Origin of the sequence: Micromonospora sp. NPDC048947, from assembly GCF_040649495.1 — a bacterium.
In the GTDB taxonomy this organism is placed as follows: Bacteria; Actinomycetota; Actinomycetes; order Mycobacteriales; family Micromonosporaceae; genus Micromonospora; species Micromonospora alfalfae.
On sequence record NZ_JBEZFO010000004.1, the window covers coordinates 17113 to 37388 of the forward strand.

At 71.1% G+C, this 20276-nt stretch carries 21 protein-coding genes; 15 read left to right on the forward strand and 6 right to left on the reverse strand.

Annotated features, from left to right (window positions below):
* Positions 1-244: 244 nt before the first annotated feature.
* The 9 genes from AB0B98_RS07490 (at position 245) to AB0B98_RS07530 (ending at position 9977) form a co-directional block, all read left to right on the forward strand.
* Entirely contained in the window at positions 245-1582 is a 1338-nt protein-coding gene (locus AB0B98_RS07490; RefSeq protein WP_357361671.1) for a cytochrome P450, read from the forward strand.
* Positions 1579-2496, forward strand: a complete 918-nt coding sequence (locus tag AB0B98_RS07495) for a terpene synthase family protein (RefSeq protein WP_357361421.1) — start codon at positions 1579-1581, stop codon at positions 2494-2496. The genes AB0B98_RS07490 and AB0B98_RS07495 overlap by 4 nt, the downstream gene beginning before the upstream one ends.
* Positions 2489-4111, forward strand: coding sequence for a prenyltransferase (locus tag AB0B98_RS07500; RefSeq protein ID WP_357361422.1), 1623 nt, complete (start codon positions 2489-2491; stop codon positions 4109-4111). Before AB0B98_RS07495 ends, AB0B98_RS07500 begins: the two co-directional genes overlap by 8 nt.
* A 124-nt stretch (positions 4112-4235) precedes the next feature.
* The gene (locus AB0B98_RS07505; protein ID WP_357361423.1) at positions 4236-6794 is read left to right on the forward strand and encodes a nitrate- and nitrite sensing domain-containing protein; all 2559 of its coding nucleotides are present in this window, start codon (positions 4236-4238) and stop codon (positions 6792-6794) included.
* A 90-nt stretch (positions 6795-6884) separates the two neighbouring features.
* Positions 6885-7307 (forward strand): roadblock/LC7 domain-containing protein, encoded by a 423-nt coding sequence (locus AB0B98_RS07510; protein ID WP_091403761.1) that lies wholly within the window; start codon positions 6885-6887, stop codon positions 7305-7307.
* Between the two features lie 5 nt (positions 7308-7312).
* Positions 7313-7699, forward strand: coding sequence for a DUF742 domain-containing protein (locus AB0B98_RS07515; protein ID WP_357361424.1), 387 nt, complete (start codon positions 7313-7315; stop codon positions 7697-7699).
* Positions 7680-8291, forward strand: coding sequence for an ATP/GTP-binding protein (locus tag AB0B98_RS07520; RefSeq protein WP_238671540.1), 612 nt, complete (start codon positions 7680-7682; stop codon positions 8289-8291). Before AB0B98_RS07515 ends, AB0B98_RS07520 begins: the two co-directional genes overlap by 20 nt.
* 94 nt (positions 8292-8385) lie before the next feature.
* Positions 8386-8712 (forward strand): YciI family protein, encoded by a 327-nt coding sequence (locus tag AB0B98_RS07525; protein WP_357361672.1) that lies wholly within the window; start codon positions 8386-8388, stop codon positions 8710-8712.
* Positions 8713-8741: 29 nt separating this feature from the next.
* A complete protein-coding gene (locus AB0B98_RS07530) occupies positions 8742-9977 on the forward strand; it encodes a sigma-70 family RNA polymerase sigma factor (protein ID WP_357361425.1) in 1236 nt (411 codons plus the stop codon).
* Between the two features lie 176 nt (positions 9978-10153).
* Here the strand turns inward: AB0B98_RS07530 and AB0B98_RS07535 are convergent, their stop codons facing one another.
* Entirely contained in the window at positions 10154-10342 is a 189-nt protein-coding gene (locus AB0B98_RS07535) for a DUF397 domain-containing protein (protein WP_357361426.1), read from the reverse strand.
* Positions 10333-11100 carry a DUF5753 domain-containing protein gene (locus tag AB0B98_RS07540; protein WP_357361427.1) on the reverse strand — a complete coding sequence of 256 codons (768 nt, stop codon included), beginning with the start codon at positions 11098-11100 and terminating at the stop codon, positions 10333-10335. Before AB0B98_RS07540 ends, AB0B98_RS07535 begins: the two co-directional genes overlap by 10 nt.
* Positions 11101-11214: 114 nt before the next feature.
* Between AB0B98_RS07540 and AB0B98_RS07545 the strand changes: the two genes are divergently transcribed.
* Both AB0B98_RS07545 and AB0B98_RS07550 read left to right on the forward strand, forming a co-directional pair.
* Positions 11215-11658 carry a hypothetical protein gene (locus AB0B98_RS07545; RefSeq protein ID WP_357361428.1) on the forward strand — a complete coding sequence of 148 codons (444 nt, stop codon included), beginning with the start codon at positions 11215-11217 and terminating at the stop codon, positions 11656-11658.
* Positions 11659-11703: 45 nt separating this feature from the next.
* Positions 11704-11919, forward strand: a complete 216-nt coding sequence (locus tag AB0B98_RS07550) for a hypothetical protein (RefSeq protein ID WP_357361429.1) — start codon at positions 11704-11706, stop codon at positions 11917-11919.
* A 76-nt stretch (positions 11920-11995) separates the two neighbouring features.
* Here the strand turns inward: AB0B98_RS07550 and AB0B98_RS07555 are convergent, their stop codons facing one another.
* Positions 11996-14848 (reverse strand): aconitate hydratase, encoded by a 2853-nt coding sequence (locus AB0B98_RS07555; RefSeq protein WP_238671536.1) that lies wholly within the window; start codon positions 14846-14848, stop codon positions 11996-11998.
* Between the two features lie 213 nt (positions 14849-15061).
* Between AB0B98_RS07555 and AB0B98_RS07560 the strand changes: the two genes are divergently transcribed.
* Positions 15062-15871, forward strand: coding sequence for a DedA family protein (locus tag AB0B98_RS07560; RefSeq protein ID WP_357361430.1), 810 nt, complete (start codon positions 15062-15064; stop codon positions 15869-15871).
* 72 nt (positions 15872-15943) lie between these two features.
* On the opposite strand, the gene AB0B98_RS07565 is transcribed toward AB0B98_RS07560, so the two are convergent.
* The 3 genes from AB0B98_RS07565 to AB0B98_RS07575 form a co-directional block, all read right to left on the reverse strand.
* Positions 15944-16603 carry a C39 family peptidase gene (locus AB0B98_RS07565; protein ID WP_357361431.1) on the reverse strand — a complete coding sequence of 220 codons (660 nt, stop codon included), beginning with the start codon at positions 16601-16603 and terminating at the stop codon, positions 15944-15946.
* 622 nt (positions 16604-17225) lie between these two features.
* Positions 17226-17948 (reverse strand): hypothetical protein, encoded by a 723-nt coding sequence (locus AB0B98_RS07570; RefSeq protein WP_357361432.1) that lies wholly within the window; start codon positions 17946-17948, stop codon positions 17226-17228.
* 64 nt (positions 17949-18012) lie between these two features.
* Positions 18013-18201 carry a hypothetical protein gene (locus AB0B98_RS07575; protein WP_357361433.1) on the reverse strand — a complete coding sequence of 63 codons (189 nt, stop codon included), beginning with the start codon at positions 18199-18201 and terminating at the stop codon, positions 18013-18015.
* Between the two features lie 19 nt (positions 18202-18220).
* Here AB0B98_RS07575 and AB0B98_RS07580 point away from each other — a divergent pair, with 19 nt between their 5' ends.
* The 3 genes from AB0B98_RS07580 (at position 18221) to AB0B98_RS07590 (ending at position 20191) form a co-directional block, all read left to right on the forward strand.
* Positions 18221-18991, forward strand: coding sequence for a hypothetical protein (locus AB0B98_RS07580; RefSeq protein WP_357361434.1), 771 nt, complete (start codon positions 18221-18223; stop codon positions 18989-18991).
* A 37-nt stretch (positions 18992-19028) separates the two neighbouring features.
* Complete coding sequence (locus tag AB0B98_RS07585) at positions 19029-19418, forward strand: hypothetical protein (protein ID WP_357277385.1); 390 nt, start codon at positions 19029-19031, stop codon at positions 19416-19418.
* 98 nt (positions 19419-19516) lie between these two features.
* Complete coding sequence (locus tag AB0B98_RS07590) at positions 19517-20191, forward strand: hypothetical protein (RefSeq protein ID WP_357361435.1); 675 nt, start codon at positions 19517-19519, stop codon at positions 20189-20191.
* Positions 20192-20276 lie beyond the last annotated feature (85 nt).

Below are 20276 nucleotides of genomic sequence, written 5' to 3' on the forward strand. Positions count from 1 at the left end.
CAGGACGCGGCAGGAACGCAAACATCGATGAGTGTGCGTTCGCTTAGATGGAAATCGCGCCGTCCGCAAGTCTGGAGGTGCTCCTCGATTGGTGAGATGCTTCCGTCGGCCCAGAAGGTGAAAGTTTCATCAACCTGCCCGACCGAAGTGGATCGCTTCGGTCGCCGGGACGACGAGGAGACGTGGTTCGATGTCACAGGTGTCCGAGGCACGCCCCGCCACCGTCAGCACCGAGCCCCGGACAATCCCGTTACGACGCGCGCTGCCGGCGCTGGTCCGCGATCCGCTGGGCGCGCTCGTCGACTTCGCTCAGGACGCCGACGGCGAGGTCATTCGGCTCAACCTCGGCTCGTTCCGCCCCTATCTGGTCAGCCATCCGGAGCACCTGCAACGCGTGCTGCGGGACAACGTTGCCAACTACACCCGGGACGGCGACGGGTTGCTCTGGCGACCCGTTCGTCGGATCGTCGGTGACGCCATCCTGGTCGCCGAGGGTGAAGTGTGGGAGTCCAGCCGAGGCGCGCTGCAACCGTTGTTCACCGCGAAGCGGGCCGAGACGCTCGTCGACAAGATGGCCGAGGCGATCAACGAGGCGGTCGACGAGTGGCTCGAACCGGCCCGCACCGGTCGCCCCATCGACGGCGGCGCCGAGCTGACCCGGATCGTCCTGCGCACCACCATGCGGGTGCTCTTCGCCGACCGGATCTCGGTCCCCGACGCGCTGCGGATCAGCGCCGCGTTGGACACCGTCACCACCGCGATGCTCCCCCGACTGCTGATGCCCGCCGTGCCGTACGCGGTGCCGATGCCCGGCGACCGGCCCTTCCGCGAGGCGGTGCGCACCATCGACGAGGTGGTGCTGCCGATCATCCGTGAGGCCCGGGCCCGTCCCACCGACGGCGACGACATCATCTCCACCCTCTGCCGGCCGCGCGCCGACGGCAGCGAACCCGACGAGTACGCGATCCGCGGCGACGTCGTCGCGATGTTCTCCACCGCCACCGAGACCACCATCGCCCTGCTCTCCTGGCTCTGGCCGGTGCTGGCGTCCCGCCCCGACGTGGCCGAGCGGATGACCGACGAGATCGAGCAGGTGGTCGGCGCCGAACGGGTCGGCCGTGAGCACCTGCCCCAGCTGCGCTACGGCCGGATGGTGCTCGACGAGATGCTGCGGCTCTACCCGGCCGGCTGGATGATCCCGCGCACCGCCGTCGGCGACGACGTGCTGGGCGGGGTGCGGATCAAGGCCGGCGGCACAGTGCTGGTCAGCCCGTACGTGACCCAGCGGATGTCGACGTTCTGGGACGACCCGACGCTCTTCGACCCGGAGCGGTTCGCGCCGGAGCTGCCCCGGCGGCGCTACCGCTACTCCTACTTCCCGTTCGGCGGAGGCCCGCACCAGTGCCTCGGGCAGTACCTGTTCCTGCTGGAGGCCCAGCTCATCGTCAGCACCGTGCTGAGCCGCTACCGCTTCCGGCTGCGCGAACCGGTGAACCTCACTCCGCGGATGGGCGCCTCGCTGCAACCCAAGCAGCGCGCCCAGGTCATCCTCAGCCCGGTCGAGCGCCCGGCCGCATCGTGACGGCGACCCCGCGACCGGCGCGGGCCGGTCAGGACGCGGTCGCCGAGCAGGGCCGGGTGTGCGCACTCGCCGTGCGGGGCGTACGCGACCTGCAGGATGTCACCGCCGCGCACCCGGAGCTGTTCGACGCCGCGCCGTTCGACCCGGCGCTGCTCAGCTCGGTGGCCACCGCCATCGCCTTCACCGCGCCGTGGCACACCGCCGCGGAGCTGCGGATCACCACCCGTACCCTGCTCTGGGTCTTCGCCGCCGACTGGCAGGTCGACTACCTCGCGCGGTCCGTCGACGACGTCCGGACGGTGGTCACCGACTGCCTTGCGGTGGCCGACGGCGCCGCCCCGCCGCCGGGGCGCCACCTCGCCCGGCTGCTGGCCGACCTGCGCGACGAGCTGGCCACCGTGCCGGCGTTCGCCCGGCTGCGCCCGATCTGGCGCGACGAGTTGGCGCGGATGTTCGCCGCCGTGGCGCGGGAGTGGGACTGGAAGAACCTGCCGACCGACCCGACCACCGGGCGGCGCCTGCCGGACCTGGACCGCTACCTGGACAACGCGGACAACCTCGCCTGCTCATTCGTCAACGTCACCCACTGGATCGCCACCGGCGACGAGAAGACCCTCGCCCAGTTGACCGATCTGCTGGACGCCGGACGCGGCGTGCAGCGGGTGCTGCGGCTGGTCAACGACCTCGCCACCCAGGGGCGCGACGCCGAGTGGGGTGATCTGAACGCCCTGTCGCTGGTCGACGACCCGGCGCAGGTGCACGACCGGCTGGCCGAGCTGACCGCCCGGTCCCGGGGGGACCTGGCCGCCCTCGCCGAGCGGTGCCCCCGCCAGGCGGAGTACCTCAACCGGCAGATCTCGTTCACCGGCGGCTTCTACCAACTGTCGGACTTCTGGGGGGAGCGCGATGAGTGACGGCGGCACCCGGGTGTTCGCCGACGCGGGGACCGCCGCCGACCCGGTCGCGGACGCCGCCCGCGAGTTGATCGCCGGCCTGGCGCTGCGGCCGTGGGGGCAGGTCGCCCCCTCGGTGTACGAAAGCGGCCGGCTCGTCGCCGGTGCGGCCTGGCTGCCGGGACACCACCAGCGGATCGGGTTCCTGCTGCACGAGCAGCGCCCGGACGGCGCGTGGGGCCCACCCGAGGGGTACGCGGTGGTGCCCACGCTCAGCGCCACCGACGCTCTGCTCGCGGCGCTGGCCGACGGCGGATGGGTCGGTGGCGACCTGCTCGCCCCGGTGGCACGCGGACTGGACGCGCTCACCGGCCGGCTGCTCGCCACGCACGCGCGGGCGTTGCCGGACACCCCGGCGCTGGACCTCATCGTCCCCGCGCTTGTCGAGTCGATCAACGGCCGGTTGGCACTGTTGGACCGGGCGACCGCCGAGCGGCTGCCGCGCCCTCCGCTGGCGCTGCCCGTGGGCCTCGGGTCCGACCGGCTGCGCGCGGTCCGCGCCGCGGTTGCCGCCGGGGCGGCGCTGCCGACGAAGCTTGCCCACTTCTACGAGGTGCTGGACGCGACACCGGTCGCCGCCGGACCGACAGTGACCGCCGTCGGCGCGTCGCCCGCAGCGACAGCCGCCTGGCTGACTGCCGCCGGTCCGGACGCCAGTCCCCGCGCGCACGCCTTCCTGCGGGAGTTGATCCGCGAGGCTGACGGGCCGGTGCCCTGCCCGACCCCGATCACCGTGTTCGAGCGCGCCTGGGTGCTCAGTGGGCTGCGCCGCGCCGGTGTCCTGGTCAACCCGCCGGAGACCGTGCTGCGTACCCTGGCCGCCGCCACCGGCGCCGAGGGCATTGCCACCGGCGAGGGCCTGCCGACGGACGCCGACACCACCTCGGTCACGCTGGACGCGCTAGCCCGGCTCGGCCGCCGCCCCGACCCGGCCGGCCTGTGGGCGTACGAGACGGCGGACGGGTTCTGCACCTGGCCGGGGAGCGAGGACGGCTTCTCGGTCACCACCAACGCGCACGTGCTGGACGCGTTCGGTCAGCACGTGGCCGCACACCCCGACGCGGACGCCCGGTACCACCGGACGGTCGAGCGGCTCAGCGCCGTGCTGCCGGCACACCAGCTCGCCGACGGCCCCTGGCAGGACCGGTGGCACGCCTCGCCGTACTACGCCACCGCCTGCTGCGTGCTGGCGCTGGCCGAGTTCGGGCGGGGTGCGGCGGCCGCCGAGGCGGTGGATCGGGCGGCCGGCTGGGTGCTGAACAGCCAGCGCGCTGACGGTTCGTGGGGGCGGTGGGACGGCACCGCCGAGGAGACCGCGTACGCCCTCCAGGTGCTGCTGTCGGTGCCGACGACAGTGCCAAGGGTCGACGACGCGGTGGCCCGTGGGCACGCCTACCTACACGAATCCGCCGGCCGCAAGCACCCTCCACTGTGGTACGGCAAGGAGCTGTACTGTCCGACAGTCATCGTTCGCGCCGCAGTGCTCGCCGCCTGCCGGCTGGCAGGCATCCGTGCCTCCGGCGTGGACCGATCGGTGGTGGATTGCGGTTACCGGTCAACAAAAACAGCAACTTGAGGGGTTGTGTGGACACTGCTAGCGTACGCAGAGCCTCAGCCCCGGATGCCCCGCTGCGGTGGGACGTCGCCCCCTCTGATCACCCGTTGATGAGCTGAGTCAACGCCCTGCCTGGGACGGTTCAATGCGTTCTCGCGGTACGAGTATCCGCACCAAGGTTGTCGCCCTGCTGCTCTCCCTGGTCGCGCTCTGGATGTTCGCGGCGTGGGTGACCCTGCGGGACGGCTTCAACCTGCTCGGTGTCCAGTTGCTGAACAGTAAGGTCTACACGCCGAGCGAGCCGCTGTTGCAGGAGCTCCAGGTGGAGCGGCGGTTGACCCAGGCGTACCTGAGCAACCCCGAGGCCGCGCAGCGCACGGCGCTCGAGGCCGAACAGCGTAAGACCGCCGAGTTGGCCGCCGACTTCGCCGCCTCGGTACGCAACTGGCAGGTCGACATCGCCGGCAGTTCCGCACTGGACACCCAGCTCGGTATGACGATCGCCCAGGTCAACGCGTTGCAGCAGACCCGCGCGGAGGTGCTGGACCGCAAGATCGACCGGATCGCCGCCGCTGAGGCGTACACCGGCGCCATCGAGTCGATCTTCCAGATCTACGACGTGACGGGCAGTCTGGACGACAAGCAGATCGCCGGCGAGGCGGCGGCCCTGATCCAGCTCAACCGGATGAAGGAGCTGATCTCCCAGGAGGACGCGCTGCTCAGCGGCCTCTTCGGCAACGGTCGGATGAGCGGTGCCGAGTACGCCCGCTACGTCGCGCTGGTCGGCTCGGAGCGGTTCCTCGGTGAGGAGACCCGGGTCCGGCTCGCCGACGCCGATCAGCGCCGTTACCAGCAGCTCGTCGAGGGTGAGGCGTTCACCCGGCTGCGTGCCGTGCAGGACAGCATCATCCGCGAGGGGCGGCCGTCGACCCAACTGCCGGTCGGCGCCGAGCAGTGGCGGGGCACCGTCGAGCCGGTACTGGCCGAGGTGAACGGCGCCGTGACCGCCGGCGGTGAGGGCATCGTGGATCGGGCCACCGGCGTGGCCGTGATGGTCGTCGTCCGACTGGTGCTCGCCACCGGTCTGGGCCTGCTCGCCGTCATCGCCTCCGTCGTGGTGTCGATCACCACCGCGCGGAACCTGCTGCGCCAGCTGGACCGGCTGCGCGAGGCCGCCTGGCAGCTCGCCGACGAGCGGCTGCCCCGGGTGGTGGAGCGGCTCGGGCGCGGCGAGGAGGTCGACGTGGCCACCGAGGCGCCCCCGCTGGAGTTCGGCACCGACGAGATCGGCCAGGTCGGCAAGGCGTTCAACGCCGTCCAGGAGACCGCGCTGCGGACCGCCGTCGAGCAGGCCGACCTGCGTCGCAACGTCCGCGAGGTCTTCCTGAGCCTGGCCCGGCGCACGCAGGCGCTCGTCCACCGCCAGCTCACCCTGCTCGACGCCATGGAGCGCCGCGAACACGACGCCGAGGAGCTGGAGGACCTGTTCCGGGTCGACCACCTGGCCACCCGGATGCGGCGCAACGCGGAGAACCTGATCGTGCTCTCCGGCTCCACCCCCGGTCGGGCCTGGCGACGCAACGTCCCCATGGTCGACGTGGTGCGCGGCGCCGTGGCCGAGGTGGAGGACTACACCAGGGTCAACGTGCTGCCGCTCGGGCCGGTCTCGCTCGCCGGCCGCGCGGTCGGCGACGTCATCCACCTGCTGGCCGAGCTGATCGAGAACGGCCTGTCGTTCTCCCCACCGCACACGACCGTCGAGGTCCGCGGCCAACTGGTCTCCAACGGGTTCGCCATCGAGATCGAGGACCGGGGCCTCGGCATGAGCGAGGAGGACCTGGCCGCCGCGAACCACCGCATCGTCGACCAGTCCGAGCTGAACCTCGCCAACGCCGCCCGCCTCGGGCTCTACGTGGTGAGCCGGCTGACCGAACGGCACGGCGTGCGGGTGCGGCTCAAGGAGTCCGCGTACGGCGGCACCACAGCTGTCGTGCTGATCCCGCTGGACCTGGTCACCGAGGCCGACGCCTCCCCGGAGGACTCCGGCTCGTTCCGGGCCGGCTCGGCCATCCCGATGCCATCGGCGCCCGCCACTGACAGCGGCCGTCCGGCGTCCCTCGCACCGGTCGCGCTCGCGGCACCGACGACCACCGCGCCGGAGGTGGCGGTGACCTCGCCGGTGGCGGTGCCGGCCGAGACCACCGCACCGACGACGGACGAGGAGGCCGAGGCGGACACCGTTCTCCCCACCCGACAGCGGACCACCCCGGCAACCGGCACCCCCGACCTGCCCACCCGCGCCCGGCGCGGCCCGGCCCAGCCAGCCCTGGAAGCCCCGACCGTGCCCGCCGGCCTGCCCGCCGTCGACCGCCCCCGCGCGCAGGCCCCCGACGGCGAGCCGACCCCGGCCGGCGACGGTGGTCCGATGCCCGCCCGCGCCGAGGCGGAGCGCACCGACTCCGGCCTGCCCGTCCGGATCCGACAGGCGAACATCGTTCCCGAGTTGCGAGACGACCCGGCGGTATCCGAAACCGACGACGAGGATGTGGTGCGCCCACCGGAGCAGGTTCGCCGGATGATGAGCTCCTACCAGACCGGCACCCGGCGTGGGCGGACCGACGCGGCTCGGCTGCTCGGCGGCGCCTCCGGCGCCCCGGCGGCGACGCCGTCCGAGCCGACCGACGAGGATCCACAAGCGACCTGACCGAGCACCGACGACGCGGGTTTCCGCGCGGTGTGACGGTCAAGCCCCAGACGAACACGGCGCACAGCCGGGCGAGAAGAGGACGACGAAGTGACCCAGAAGACGGCTTCGAGCGCCGACCTGACGTGGTTGCTGGATGACCTGGTGGGCCGGGTGAAGCAGGCCGAACACGCGGTCGCGCTCTCCACCGACGGCCTCTTGATGGCCTCCTCCCAGGGGTTGAGCCGGGACGACGGCGAGCACCTCGCAGCCATGGCGGCCGGCATCCAGAGCCTCGCCCGAGGCGCCGGCAAGCGTTTCGGTGGCGGGCAGGTGCAGCAGACCATCATCGAGATGCAGTCGTCGTTCCTGTTCGTCACCGCGGCCGGCCGCAACGCCTGCCTGGCGGTACTGGCCAGCGAGGACGCCGACGTCGGCCTGATCGCCTACGAGATGGCGATGCTGGTCACCCGTGTCGGCAAGTACGTCGCATCGCCCTCGCGCGGCACTGATCAGCAGGTCGGCGAGAGGTAGCGGCGATGACGGTCCAGGGGGAGTCCGCAGACCATCAGTGGGTGGATGACCACGCGGGTCCGGTGGTGCGTCCGTACGCGATGACGCGTGGTCGGGCCCGCCCGGTCACCGGAACATTCGACCTGATCTCCCTGGTCACAGCGACCCGAGCCGAGGTCATACCCGAGGTCGGTCTCGGTCCCGAGCATTTGGCGATCGTCGGGCTGTGCCAACGCATACAGTCCGTCGCCGAGATCGCCGCCCATCTCGACCTGCCGGTGGGCACCATTCGGGTGCTTCTCGGTGATCTGGCGGCCCGCAGCCTGGTGCAGGTCCGCGAGCCGCAGACCACGGCCGGTCTTCCCGACAACAGCATCTTCGAGGCGGTAATCAATGGACTACGGGCACTCTGACCGGCCGGCGGGAGCGACGCCACTGCCCACCGCGATCAAGATCCTGGTCGCGGGCGGCTTCGGCGTGGGCAAGACGACGATGGTTGGCGCGGTCAGCGAAACCCGGCCGTTGCGCACCGAAGAGGTGCTGACGGAGTCGGGCGTCGGCATCGACGACCTGTCCGGGGTGGAAGGCAAGACCACCACCACCGTGGCCATGGACTTCGGCCGGATCACCATCAGCGACGACCTGGTGCTGTACCTGTTCGGTACGCCGGGGCAGGACCGGTTCTGGTTCGTCTGGGACGAGCTGGCGTTGGGCGCGATCGGCGCTGTGGTGCTGGCCGACACCCGTCGGCTCGCCGACTGCTTCCCCTCGATCGACTACTTCGAGGGTCGGGGCACGCCCTTCGTGGTGGCGGTGAACTGCTTCCAGGGCGCTCGGTCGTACCGCCTGGACGAGGTGCAGGCCGCGCTGAACCTGGACCCGGGTGTGCCGGTGCTGCTCTGCGACGCCCGGCAGCGTGAGTCCAGCAAGGAGGTGCTCGTCACGCTGATGGAGCACGCCATGAAGACCCGCGAGGCCCGCCGCCGCGCCGCCAGCGGAGACTGACCAAAGTTTTTTGGGGGAGGGTGTCCGGAACGCTGTCGGCCGATCGTCATGCTGGTGATACCCCGAGAGACCAGGGAGCGACCAGATGAAGTACATGATGTTCGTGTGCAACGACGCTGAGCCGGACACCGACCCCACCGAGCTGCCCGACATCCACAAGTGGGTGGCGGAGAACGACTCTCGTGGCCGCCGCCTGACCGGCGACGCGCTGGCGCCGACCAGCGCGGCCACCACCGTTCGTGTTCGCGGCGGTGAACTGCTCGTCTCCGAGGGCCCGTTCGCGGAGACCGCCGAGGTGATCGTGGGCTTCGACCTGCTCGACTGCGCCGACCTGGACGAGGCGATCGAGGTGGCCCGCACCCACCCGATGGCCCGCGAGGGGCGACTGGAGTTGCGTCCGTTCGCGGCCCTGTCCGACTGACCGAGTTGTCGACGTCGCAGCGCCGGCCGGTGCGCACTCCGGCACCGGCCGGCGCGGTGGCGGCGGAGGCCGTCGCGGTCGCCAGCGTCGAGGCGTACCCCCGGATCGTCGCGACACTGATCCGGGTGACCGGGGACTGGGCGTTGGCCGAGGACTGCGCCCAGGAGTCGTTGACCGTCGCGTTGGAGCGTTGGCCCACCGACGGTGTGCCGGCCAACCCGGGCGGCTGGCTCATGACGGTGGCGCGCAACCGGGCGATCGACGTGCTGCGCCGGGCCACTGTGGAGCGGCGAAAGCTGCACGACCTGGCGTTGCTCACGCCGGACGAGGCGCATCCCGAGCCCGAGGTGGGGCAGGACGTGGTGGACGACCGGCTGCGTCTCATCTTCACCTGCTGCCATCCGGCGCTCGCGATCGAAGCCCGGGTGGCGTTGACGTTGCGAACGGTCTGCGGCGTGCCGACCTCCGACATCGCGCGCCTGCTGCTGGTCAGCGAGTCGACGATGACCCGCCGGTTGACCCGAGCGCGCACCCGCATCGCCCAGGCCGGCATCCCGTACCGGGTGCCGAGCGGGCCGGCGCTGACCGAGCGGCTGCCCGGCGTCCTCGCTGTGCTGTACCTGCTGTTCACCCGGGGTTACGTCGCCGACGGCGAACCGGCCTTCGCCGACGAGGCGGTCCGGCTGGCCCGGCTGCTCGACCGGCTGATGCCCGACCAGTCCGAAGTCGCCGCGTTGCTCGCACTGGTGCTGTTCCAACACTCCCGTCGGGACGCCCGCCGCGACACTGCCGGCAACCTGCTCACCCTGGAGCGGCAGGACCGCGACAGGTGGGACGGCGCCGCCATCGCCGAGGCCCTGGTCGCCCTCGATCGGGTACGCCACGACGGGCCGTACGCGTGGCAGGCCCGGATCGCCGCCTGCCACGCCACCGCCGCCTCGGCCGACGAGACCGACTGGCCGAGGATCGCGCGGGCCTACGACGCGCTCGCCGACCTCCGCCCCTCACCGGTGATCGCGCTCAACCGTGCTGTCGCGCACGGGTACGCGTACGGGCCGGACGCCGGGTTGGTGGTGCTCGACGCGGCGCGCGCCGACGGCGGACTGGACGGCCATCCGCTGGCCGTGGCGGTGCAGGCCGATCTGGTGGCCCGGCAGGGCGACCGGCTGCGCGCGGCAGGACTGTTCCGGGAGGCGGCGGCAGCGGTGGGCTCAACCGCCGAGCGCCGTGCGCTGCTCGACCGGGCCGACGAACTCGCACCCTAGACGCTCGGGTTGGCTCTCGTGCGTCATGGTCCGGCCATGCCGACGACGGCGGTCGGGCCAGGAAAGAGCGGGCAGGGTGAATCTTGGACAGTTTCCGTTATCAGTTAACGGAAACTGTCCAAGATCTCTGCTTTCGAGGGTGACGCGGCTGGGTCGTGCCGGGACCTCGCAGAGGTTCAGCCGCGCTTGGCCAACACCAGGAACCGGGCCCAGGCCGCCGGGTCGAAGGCGAGCGCCGGACCGGCCGGGTCCTTGGAGTCGCGTACGCCGATGACGCCGGGGAGGTTGGCGGCCACCTCGACGCAGTCGCCGCCGTTGTTGCCACTCCTGCTGCTCTTGCGCCACCGAGCGCCGGTCAGATCCATGATGCTGCCGCTTCTCTGATGAGATTGAGGGACTGCGCACGGGACAGTGCTCCGTCGCGAATGCGTTCCCACCGTCGATCCAGGGTAGCAACGTCGGCTGCCTTGTCGATGAGCTGTGCCTGCGCCTGGCTGTCGACGTGCGCGACCCGCGCCCCGTCCGGCATCTCGGCCACTGTGAACGGCCCACCCAGGCCCGGGTACATGCCGACGTCGGCGGGCACGACGAAGAGCGACACGTTCGGCAGCGTGGCCTGCTCGGCAAGCCGCTCGCACTGCTCCCGCATCATGGCCCGGTCACTGTCGATGGTCCGCCGGAGGATTGCCTCGTCGAGGACCGCGACGAGCAGCGGCGGACGCTCCCGCCGCAGGACGGCCTGCCGGCTCAGCCGCGCCTCGGCGAGATCGTCGGCCTCGGCCGGCGTCAGCGCCTCGCCGCCCAGCGTCGCCAGCGCGTACGCCTTCGTCTGAAGAAGCCCCGGTATCCACGCGAGCTGGAACGATCGCAGTGACAGCGCCTCACGCTCGATCTCGGCCCAGGGGCGGAACCAGGCCGGCGTCCGGCGCTTGAGCGCGTCCGGCCACAGCTCGTCGACGTTTCGTCCGAGCAGCTCGGCGACCCGGGCGCGATGACGCGTCTGCGGAATTCGTCCCGTGCTCGCCCACTTGGCTGCCGTCTTCGGATCGACGCCGATCTGAGCAGCGAGACTGTCCGCCGTGTGGCCCTTCTCGACCATGGCCGCCTGCACGGCTCGATTCATCTCCGGCCCCTCCAGAACGTTCCAGACGTCAGAAGGAGATACTTCTACGCGGTGTGATCGCTTGGCAACCCTCGGCAGGGTGCTGTGTAGACAGCGTCGAAGAGGGAGCACCGGATGCCCGAGGACAGGTCCTGCAACCGCCCACATCGGCCGGGCAATCGACCGGCTCGGCCCGCCTCACCCCGGATGGTCAACACCGGCCCGACCGGGCCACCACACCCTCCGTACCGTGGCCCCGGTCGCGCACCGGACGTCGTACCCGAATCACGCTGGCGGCCCCGGTGCGGCCCGCCGGTCGCGCACACCGCCGACGGCCCGCTCTGGATGTGCAACGCCTGCGGTCGCGACTGGCCCTGCCCGGCACTGCGAGCTACCCCGACGGACGCCGCCCGCCGCGCGACCCTGATCCCCGAGTTCTCCCGGATCACCCGCCGGGCGATCCGCGACCTGCGTGGTCAGCCGGGCGGACCCGATCCGGTCGCCATCGTCCGCCGTTTCCTCTGGTTCCTGCCGCTGACCGACGAGGAGGCCCGCGCTGTCGCGCTACGGCTGCGCTGAGCGCTCACCCCTGTCGGCGCAGGCGGCGATCGATATGGTGGCCACATGGCACTGCCGTTCGTGGTTACTCTGCGCGGTTACGACATGCGTCAGGTCGAGAGTCTCTTCGCCGAGTTCGATGAGGCTGTGGCCGCCGACAGTGCAGTGTTGCGGACTGCCGCGCGAGACGCGCTTCGGGCGACCATCCTGCGACGGCGGTTACGGGGTTACGCGTGCCGCGCCGTGGATGACGCGGTAGCCGAGCGACTACGGACGCTCTGACAGCGAGCCTTCCGCGGCTGGAACGGTGAAGGCCGCCCCCGCCGGAGCGGGAGCGGCCTTCACCAGCCGTACGCGATCAGTTGGCGATCATGCGGCGCAGCACGTACTGGAGGATGCCGCCGTGCCGGTAGTAGTCCGCCTCACCGGGGGTGTCGATCCGCACCACGGCGTCGAACTCCACGCCGGTGTCGGTGCTGACCTGCACAGTGCGGGGGACCTCACCGTCGTTCAGGGCGGTCACCCCGGTGATGGTGAACGTCTCCGTGCCGGTCAAACCGAGCGACTCGGCGGTGACGTCCACCGGGAACTGGAGCGGCAGCACGCCCATCCCGATCAGGTTGGAACGGTGGATCCGCTCGTACGACTCGGCGATGACCGCCCGGACGCCCAGCAGCATGGTGCCCTTGGCCGCCCAGTCCCGCGACGAGCCCGAGCCGTACTCCTTGCCGGCCAGCACGACCAGCGGGATGCCGGCCTCCTGGTAGGCGACGGAGGCGTCGAAGATCGAGGTCTGCTCGCCGGTGAGGTGGTTGACGGTGAAGCCGCCCTCCACCCCCGGGACCAACTGGTTGCGCAGCCGGATGTTGGCGAAGGTGCCCCGGATCATCACCTCGTGGTTACCCCGGCGGGAACCGTACGAGTTGAACTCGTGGCGCGGCACGCCATGCTCGGCCAGGTACGTGCCGGCCGGGGAGTCCGCCTTGATCGCGCCGGCCGGCGAGATGTGGTCGGTGGTCACCGAGTCACCCAGCTTGGCCAGCACCCGGGCAGCCGAGATGTCGACGACCGGGCTCGGCTCCTGCTGCATGCCCTCGAAGTACGGGGGCTTGCGCACGTAGGTGGAGTCGTTCTCCCAGGCGAAGGTGTCGCCGGTCGGGGTCGGCAGCGACTGCCACCGCTCGTCGCCGGCGAAGACATCGGCGTACGCGGCGCTGAACCCGGTGGCGCCGATCGCCTGGGCGATGACGTCCTGGATCTCGGCGCTGTTCGGCCAGATCTCGCGCAGGTAGACCGGGTTGCCCTCGGAGTCCTCACCGATCGGCTCGTTGGCCAGGTCGATGTCCATGGTGCCGGCCAGGGCGTAGGCGACCACCAGCGGCGGCGACGCCAGGTAGTTCATCTTGACGTCCGGGTTGATCCGGCCCTCGAAGTTCCGGTTGCCGGAGAGCACCGAAACCACCGACAGGTCGTGCTCGTTGACTGCGGCGGACACCTCCTCGGGCAGCGGGCCCGAGTTGCCGATGCAGGTGGTGCAGCCGTAGCCGACCAGGTTGAAGCCGAGCTTGTCCAGGTACGGCGTGAGGCCGGCCCGCTCGTAGTAGTCCATGACGACCTTCGACCCGGGCGCCAGTGTGGTCTTCACCCACGGCTTGCGGGTCAGGCCCTTCTCCACAGCGTTGCGGGCCAGCAGCGCGGCACCGATCATCACCTGCGGGTTGGACGTGTTGGTGCAGGAGGTGATCGCGGCGATCACCACGGCACCGTGGTCCAGCTCGTACTCGACGCCGTCCGCGCCGGTGACCCGGACCGGGTTGCTGGCCCGGCCGCCCGCGCCGACAGCAGCGGTCTCCAGGTCACGCGGCTCGTCGGCCGGGTCGCTGAACTCGTTGGCCGGCGGGTCGCTGGCCGGGAACGACTCGGCGCTGGCCTCGTCGGCCGGGCCGTTCGCGCCACGCGGCAGCTCCTCGCGAGGAACACCCGGCTTGAGGTCGCGCTCGCCGACGGAGTCATCGGCCACGTAGTCGGTCAACGCGGAGCGGAACAGCGTCTTCGCAGCACCCAGCGGCACCCGGTCCTGCGGGCGCTTCGGCCCAGCGAGCGACGGCTCGATGGAGCCGAGGTCCAGCTCCAGGCGTTCGGAGTAGTCCGGCTCGGCATCCGGGTCGTGCCAGAGGCCCTGCTCCTTGGCGTACGCCTCGACGAGCGCGACCTGCGCCGCGTCACGGCCGGTCAGCTCCAGGTAGCGAATCGTCTCCGCGTCGATCGGGAAGATCGCCACGGTGGAGCCGTACTCCGGCGACATGTTGCCGATGGTGGCCCGGTTGGCCAGCGGCACGGCGCCAACGCCGGGGCCGTAGAACTCGACGAACTTGCCGACCACACCGTGCTTGCGCAGCATCTCGGTGATGGTCAGCACCAGGTCGGTGGCGGTGGTGCCGGCCGGCATCTCACCGGAGAGCTTGAAGCCCACCACCCGGGGGATCAGCATGCTGACCGGCTGGCCGAGCATCGCGGCCTCGGCCTCGATGCCGCCGACGCCCCAGCCCAGCACGCCCAGGCCGTTGACCATTGTGGTGTGCGAGTCGGTGCCGACCACCGTGTCCGGGTACGCCTGGCCACCCCGCTCCATGATGGTGCGGGCCAGGTACTCGATGTTGACCTGGTGCACGATGCCGGTGCCCGGCGGGACGACCTTGAACTCGTTGAACGCGGTCTGACCCCAGCGCAGGAACTGGTAACGCTCCTTGTTGCGCTCGTACTCCAGCTCGACGTTGCGGGCGAACGCGTCCTCGCGGCCGAACAGGTCGGCGATGACCGAGTGGTCGATGACCAGCTCGGCCGGGGCGAGGGGGTTGACCTTGCTGGCGTCGCCGCCCAGGTCACGTACGGCCTCGCGCATGGTGGCCAGGTCGACCACGCAGGGCACGCCGGTGAAGTCCTGCATCAGGACCCGCGCCGGGGTGAACTGGATCTCCACGCTCGGGGCGGCGGTGGAGTCCCACCCGCCGAGCTGGCGGATGTGGTCGGCGGTGATGTTCGCGCCGTCCTCGGTCCGCAGCAGGTTCTCCAGCAGGATCTTCAGGCTGTACGGCAACCGCGCGTGGCCGTCCACCTTGTCGATCTTGAAAATCTCGTAGCTCGCGTCTCCGACGCGTAGCTGGGTCTTCGCACCGAAGGTGTCGAGGCTCGCCACGTCGTACTCCTTCACACCAGCGACCGTGAGTAGTCCTGAGCAGTCTGTCGCACCGGTCGGGGTGCCGCCGAGGTTAGGTGACACTTACCGCCGATTCCGCTTCCAACAAAACCGTACGTCCGTCTTGCTATCTGTGCAACCTGGCGTCACGGGTTGGGTGGCCAACGACCGCGCCGCGTCGTCGCGGTCGGCGGGGTAGGGTCGGGGCCGATTCGGAAGGGGTGCCGAGTGATCGACGTTCAGCACTGGCTCTCGGCGCTGCCTCCGGGCGTGGTCTACCTGCTCGTCGCCGGCGTGATCGGCGTGGAGAGCATGGGCGTCCCGCTGCCCGGCGAGATCGTCCTGGTCAGCTCCGCCCTGCTCGCCGCCACCGGAGTGGTGGAGCCGGAGTGGGTGGCCAGCGCCGCGGCGTTCGGCGCCATCGTCGGCGATTCCGTCGGGTACGCCGTCGGCCGACGCGGCGGCCGTCCGCTGCTCGCCCGGCTGGGCAGACGGTTCCCCAAGCACCTGGGCCCGGCGCAGCTCGCCCGCGCCGAACAGAGCTTCGCGCGGCACGGCGTCTGGGCGGTCTTCTTCGGCCGATTCGTGGCACTGCTGAGGATCCTGGCCGGGCCGCTCGCCGGGGCGCTGCACGTGCCGTACCGCCGCTTCCTGCTGGCGAACGCGGCCGGCGGGTTGGTCTGGGCCTTCGGCACGACGTACCTGCTCTACTCCGTTGGCCGGGCGGCCGAACACTGGCTGAAGGACATCTCCTGGGCCGGGTTGGTCCTCGCGGTGCTCGCCGGGCTCGGCAGCACCTGGTGGCTGCGCCGACGCGCCCACCGCGTCGAGTCGGCCGACGGTGCCTCCAGCGCGGCTGCGGTCGAGGTGGCTTCCCCGTCTGCCGTGGTGGCTTCCGGCGGTCAGTCTGTTGCGGTGGCCCCGGACGGTCAGTCTGCTGCGGTGGCTTCGGGCGATCAGTCGACCGACGTGGCCCCGGACGGTCAGTCCGCTGCGGTGACCCCCGGCGTTGGGCCGATTCGCGCTGGCGAGCACTGACCTGGACATGCCGAAGGGCCGGACCCCGTGGTGGGGGTCCGGCCCTTCGCTGTGCTGAGGGTGTGGGTGGTGTCAGCTGGTGGCGTAGCCGCGGGTGGCGATCCAGTCGGCGAGGTGTTCGACGCTGATCCAGTAGGCGGCGGTGTTCGGGTCGGCGGAGTCGGCGATCTTCACCGTGTCTCCGTTGTCGCGGTACCCGACGACGCTGATGTAGTGCCCGCCCTCGTAGGAGTGGGTGACACCGTCGGTGTCGGTGCTGGTGCCGGCGATGTTGGCGACCACGGCCCGGCCGTCGTCGACGGTCTTGACGATGTCGGCGCGCAGGGTGTCGGTCTGCTTGGCGTCGGCGTCGGGGGTGCTGATCTCCACCGACCGGTAGGCGTTGGTCTTACCGGTTTCCTTGTTCAGCACGGGGGTGATGTCGTTGATGGAGTTGGTGCCGGCCTCGGTGGTGCCCATTTCCTTGGCCATGTCGTCGACGTTGATGTTCTTGCCCTGCACACTCAGGGCGTTACGGGTCGCGGCGGGGCCGCAGTAGTAGAAGTTCGGCTGGGCCTCGTAGCGCACACCCAACTCACGCTCACCGTGACCCTTGCGGTCGGTCTGGGTCTGCGTGGTGGGCTTGGCATCCGACATCGCGTAGGCGGCGGTCACCGGGCCGGCGATCGCTCCACCGGTGAACGCGAGGCCGGCGGCGGTCAGAGCGGTCTTACGGATCAGATCGGTACGCATGATGGCGTGCTCCTCTGCATCGGGGGTGCCCGCACCACCTCGGGGGGTGGGTTGGGTGGCGCGGGGAAAGTTCGAGGGGTTCAGCCCGGCGACCCGTAACGAGGGGTCGGCGTCGGGACAGGGTGTAACCGTTCGCGGCGGCGAATCGTTCCGCCTCCCCGCGGGGGTCGGCCGTTGTGGTGCTCGGCCGTGCGGGGGATGTAACCGAGGCGGCCGGCCGGGTGTTCCCGGCGGCTGCCATGCCCGGCCGCTGTGGTGCTCAGCCGTTGGGGTGCTCGGCCGTTTGTGGTGCTCGGCCGTGCGGGGATGTAACCGAGGCGGCCGGCCGGGTGTTCCCGGCGCGGCCGGCGGACCTTGAGCCGGGCTGTTGCGGTGGTCTGCCAGGTATAACGACCCGGCCCGGCCCACGATTCCGCCACCGGGGTGCCCCCGACCACCCGACACCAACGATCAAACCCGACAAACCACCCACCTGCCGGCCCTGGCGGACCCCGACACGGCGACCAAACGACGTGATCGACTCGGGTTCACGGAAATCGCGGCGTCCGGGCGCCGGGGACACCCCGACATCATGAAAACCGAGTCGATCACGCCCGTTTGCGGGGTCCGCGGGCGAGAACGGTCAGGTCGCGTCGAGTAGTTCCAGGACGGCGTCGCGGGCGGCCAGGACGGCTGCCTCGGATTGCGGGCCGTGGTTGAGGATCTCGAAGGAGTGCTGGCCGTCCGGCACCTCGATCACCTGCATCGGCCAGCCCTGAGCGGTCGCTGCGGGGAGGAACGCGGCGATGCCGGCCAGGACCGGCGGGATGTCCTGGCCGGCGCGGGTCAGCACCAGAGGCACACCCGTGCCGGAGCTGAGGGCTTCGACCGGCAGGAACCGATCGTCGACCTCCCAGCCGGGGAACGGGACGAGCAGCGGGTACGTCAGTGCGATCCCGCGTAGCCACGGCGGCGGGACGCGCAGCCAGTCGGCAGCGAAGAGGCCGCCGCCGGAGAAGAACCACAGCACCACCCGCTCGGGGTCGACCTGCGGATCGACGCGGACCTGCTCGACCATCGCGGCGATGTCGTCGGCTGCGACCGGCAGCGCCGACAGGTCGGACACCTGGTAGCTGACCAGCGCGGTGACCACTCCGCTCGCGGCGAGCAGCGCACCGTAGCCGCGGTACAGCAACCAGTCGCGGGGATCGGCCGCGTCGGGTGGCAGCGGAGCGCCGTGCACCACCACGACGGCGGGCGCGGGACCGTTGTGGGTGGGCAGGTGCAGGTCGACGTTGCCGTGTCGTTCGACCGGCGCGGTCGGGATGGACAGGACGAAGGGCCGTTGTGCGACGGGCGTCGTCATGGCCTGGTCGTACCGATCATCGACCTGCCCGGCTGCCCCGCCATGATCTACAAAGGACTGCGGGTCAGGTCTGGTCGCCGGGTTTCGCGGCATCGCTGGCCTGGGCATGCCGCTCCAGCAGCCGCTGCCGGATCTCCTCTGGGGTGTACGCGCGCCGACGCCGTTCGGCCCGCGCGATGACCACACCGGAGGCCGCGACGCCGGCGAGCCCGGCCAGCCCGAGAACCTTCCACCACCGCATTCGTTGCCGCATCGGCCTAGGCTAGACCCTCATGAGCATCAGCCTGGATGAGGCCGTCGAGTTGACCCGCACCGGTGACGTGTGGGTGTTCCGAGGTCGCAGCGTGCCGGACCGGGCGATCCAGTTCACCACCAACAGCCCGGTGAACCACGTCGGGATGGCGGTGGTGCTGGACGACATGCCCCCGCTGATGTGGCACGCGGAGTTGGGCAGGTCGTTGCCGGACCTGTGGTCGGGCAGCCACCAACGCGGTGTCCAGCTGCACGACCTGCGGGACGCGGTCTGCGTCTGGGCCAACCGGTACGGCCAACGGGCCTGGCTGCGGCAGCTCGACCCGCCGGCCGACGCCGAGATGGAGCGGGCCGTGCTGCGGACGATCGCGCGGTTGGACGGCACGCCGTTCCCGTCGACCGCCCAGTTGGCGTGGCGCTGGGTGCGGGGTCGGGTGCCGGCGCTGCCGCGCCCGGACCGGCTTTCCGCGCTGCCGCACCTCGGCCGGCTGTCGGCGCTGTCACGCCTCGGCCAGCCGACACCCCGCCCCAACCCGGCCGACCGTGCCAACCCGGCCGACCGTGCCAACCCGGCCGACCGTGCCCGGTCGGCGGGGGAGCGGGACCGGGCGCTGGAGACGGCGTACTGCGCCGAGGTGGTGGCGGTGACCTATGAGGCAATGGGGTTGCTGCCGGCGGGTCGGCGTCCGAATTGGTATGACCCGGGGCGGTTCTGGAGCGGGGACGACCTGGGTCTGGCCGCCGACGCCCGGTTGGGTTCCGAGATCGAGGTGCGGGTACCGCCGCGCTGAGGTTTGACCTGGGCGGTGACCGGCAATTGCTGTGACCGTGAACGCCTCCACGGATCTTGCCACGTTGGCCGACTTCTTCGACCGGTACGGCGTGGCGTTGACCTCAGGTGACCTGCCGGCCATCGCCGGCTGCTACGCCCTGCCGGGGCTGGTGGTGGCCGACACCTACAGCTTCTCGTTCACGTCCGCCGCGGCGGTGGCGCTGTCCTTCGTGGGCGCCGCACCCGACTATCAGGACCGGGAGTTGATAGCGGCCCACGCCCGGATAGAGGACGTGCAGCCGGTGTCCGCGCTGTTGACGATGGTGGCGGTGGAGTGGGAGTTCCTGGACAGTCGGGGGCAGGCGGTGCCGGGGGAACGGTACCGCTACCTGTTGCGAATCTCGGATGACGGACCACTGATCTGCACTGTCGTCCGGACGGGCTGACCGACGGGGGCCGGTCGGCCCGATCCGTACCCGCCTGGTTTCCGGTCCGTGCGGCGCTAGCTACGCTGTCGCGTCGGTGGGGGACGAGGGGAGACCTGATGGCGGTGCGGCCGGACGGTGCGGCAGATTCGCGTGCGGCGCGGGTGTTGGTGTCGGTGCCGTGGATCGTGGTGCTGCTCGGTGTGTGCGCGCTTGTGGTGCTCCTGGTGATCGCGCTGCTGTCGTTTCGGACCAGGGAGCGGGACGCGCCGCCGCAGGCAGCGCCTCCGGCGTTCCTGCCGACCATGCCGGCCGCCGCGTCGGCCACCGGTGGGCCGACTCCGGCCGCTGTGGAGCGACGCTCGGTGTCGCCGCGACCGTCACGCAGCAGTCGGACGCCGTCACCGCGAGCCTCAGTCACCGGCTCGCCGACTCCGAGGCGGACGAGCGTCCTGTTGGCGCCGTCGGCGGACCAGACGGTCAGCGCCCAGTACGAGGTCGGTTCGAACGGCTGGGACGGGGACGCGGCGGTGCTGGCGATCGCCAACGAGTCGAGTCGGTCGGCGGATTGGCAGGTGGAGTTGGTGTTCGACGACGACACCTGGACGCTGCGAGTGGGTGATGACTCGGGCGTCTCGGTGCAGGGCAGCGGGCACGGAAAGTTTGTGTTGCGCGGCACCCGTTCGCTGGACGCGGGTGACTCCCGGAGGCTGCGGCTGCGCGTCGGCTGGGGTGACTCGGGGCAGCGACCGGCCAAGTGCACGATCAACGGGGTCGACTGCCGGATCGGCTGAGCCAGCGCCGCCGCACCCCAGCACCGCCGCACCGCCGCACCGCCGCACCGCCAAGGCTTTCCGGGCCGGGCCGCCGATCGCTACG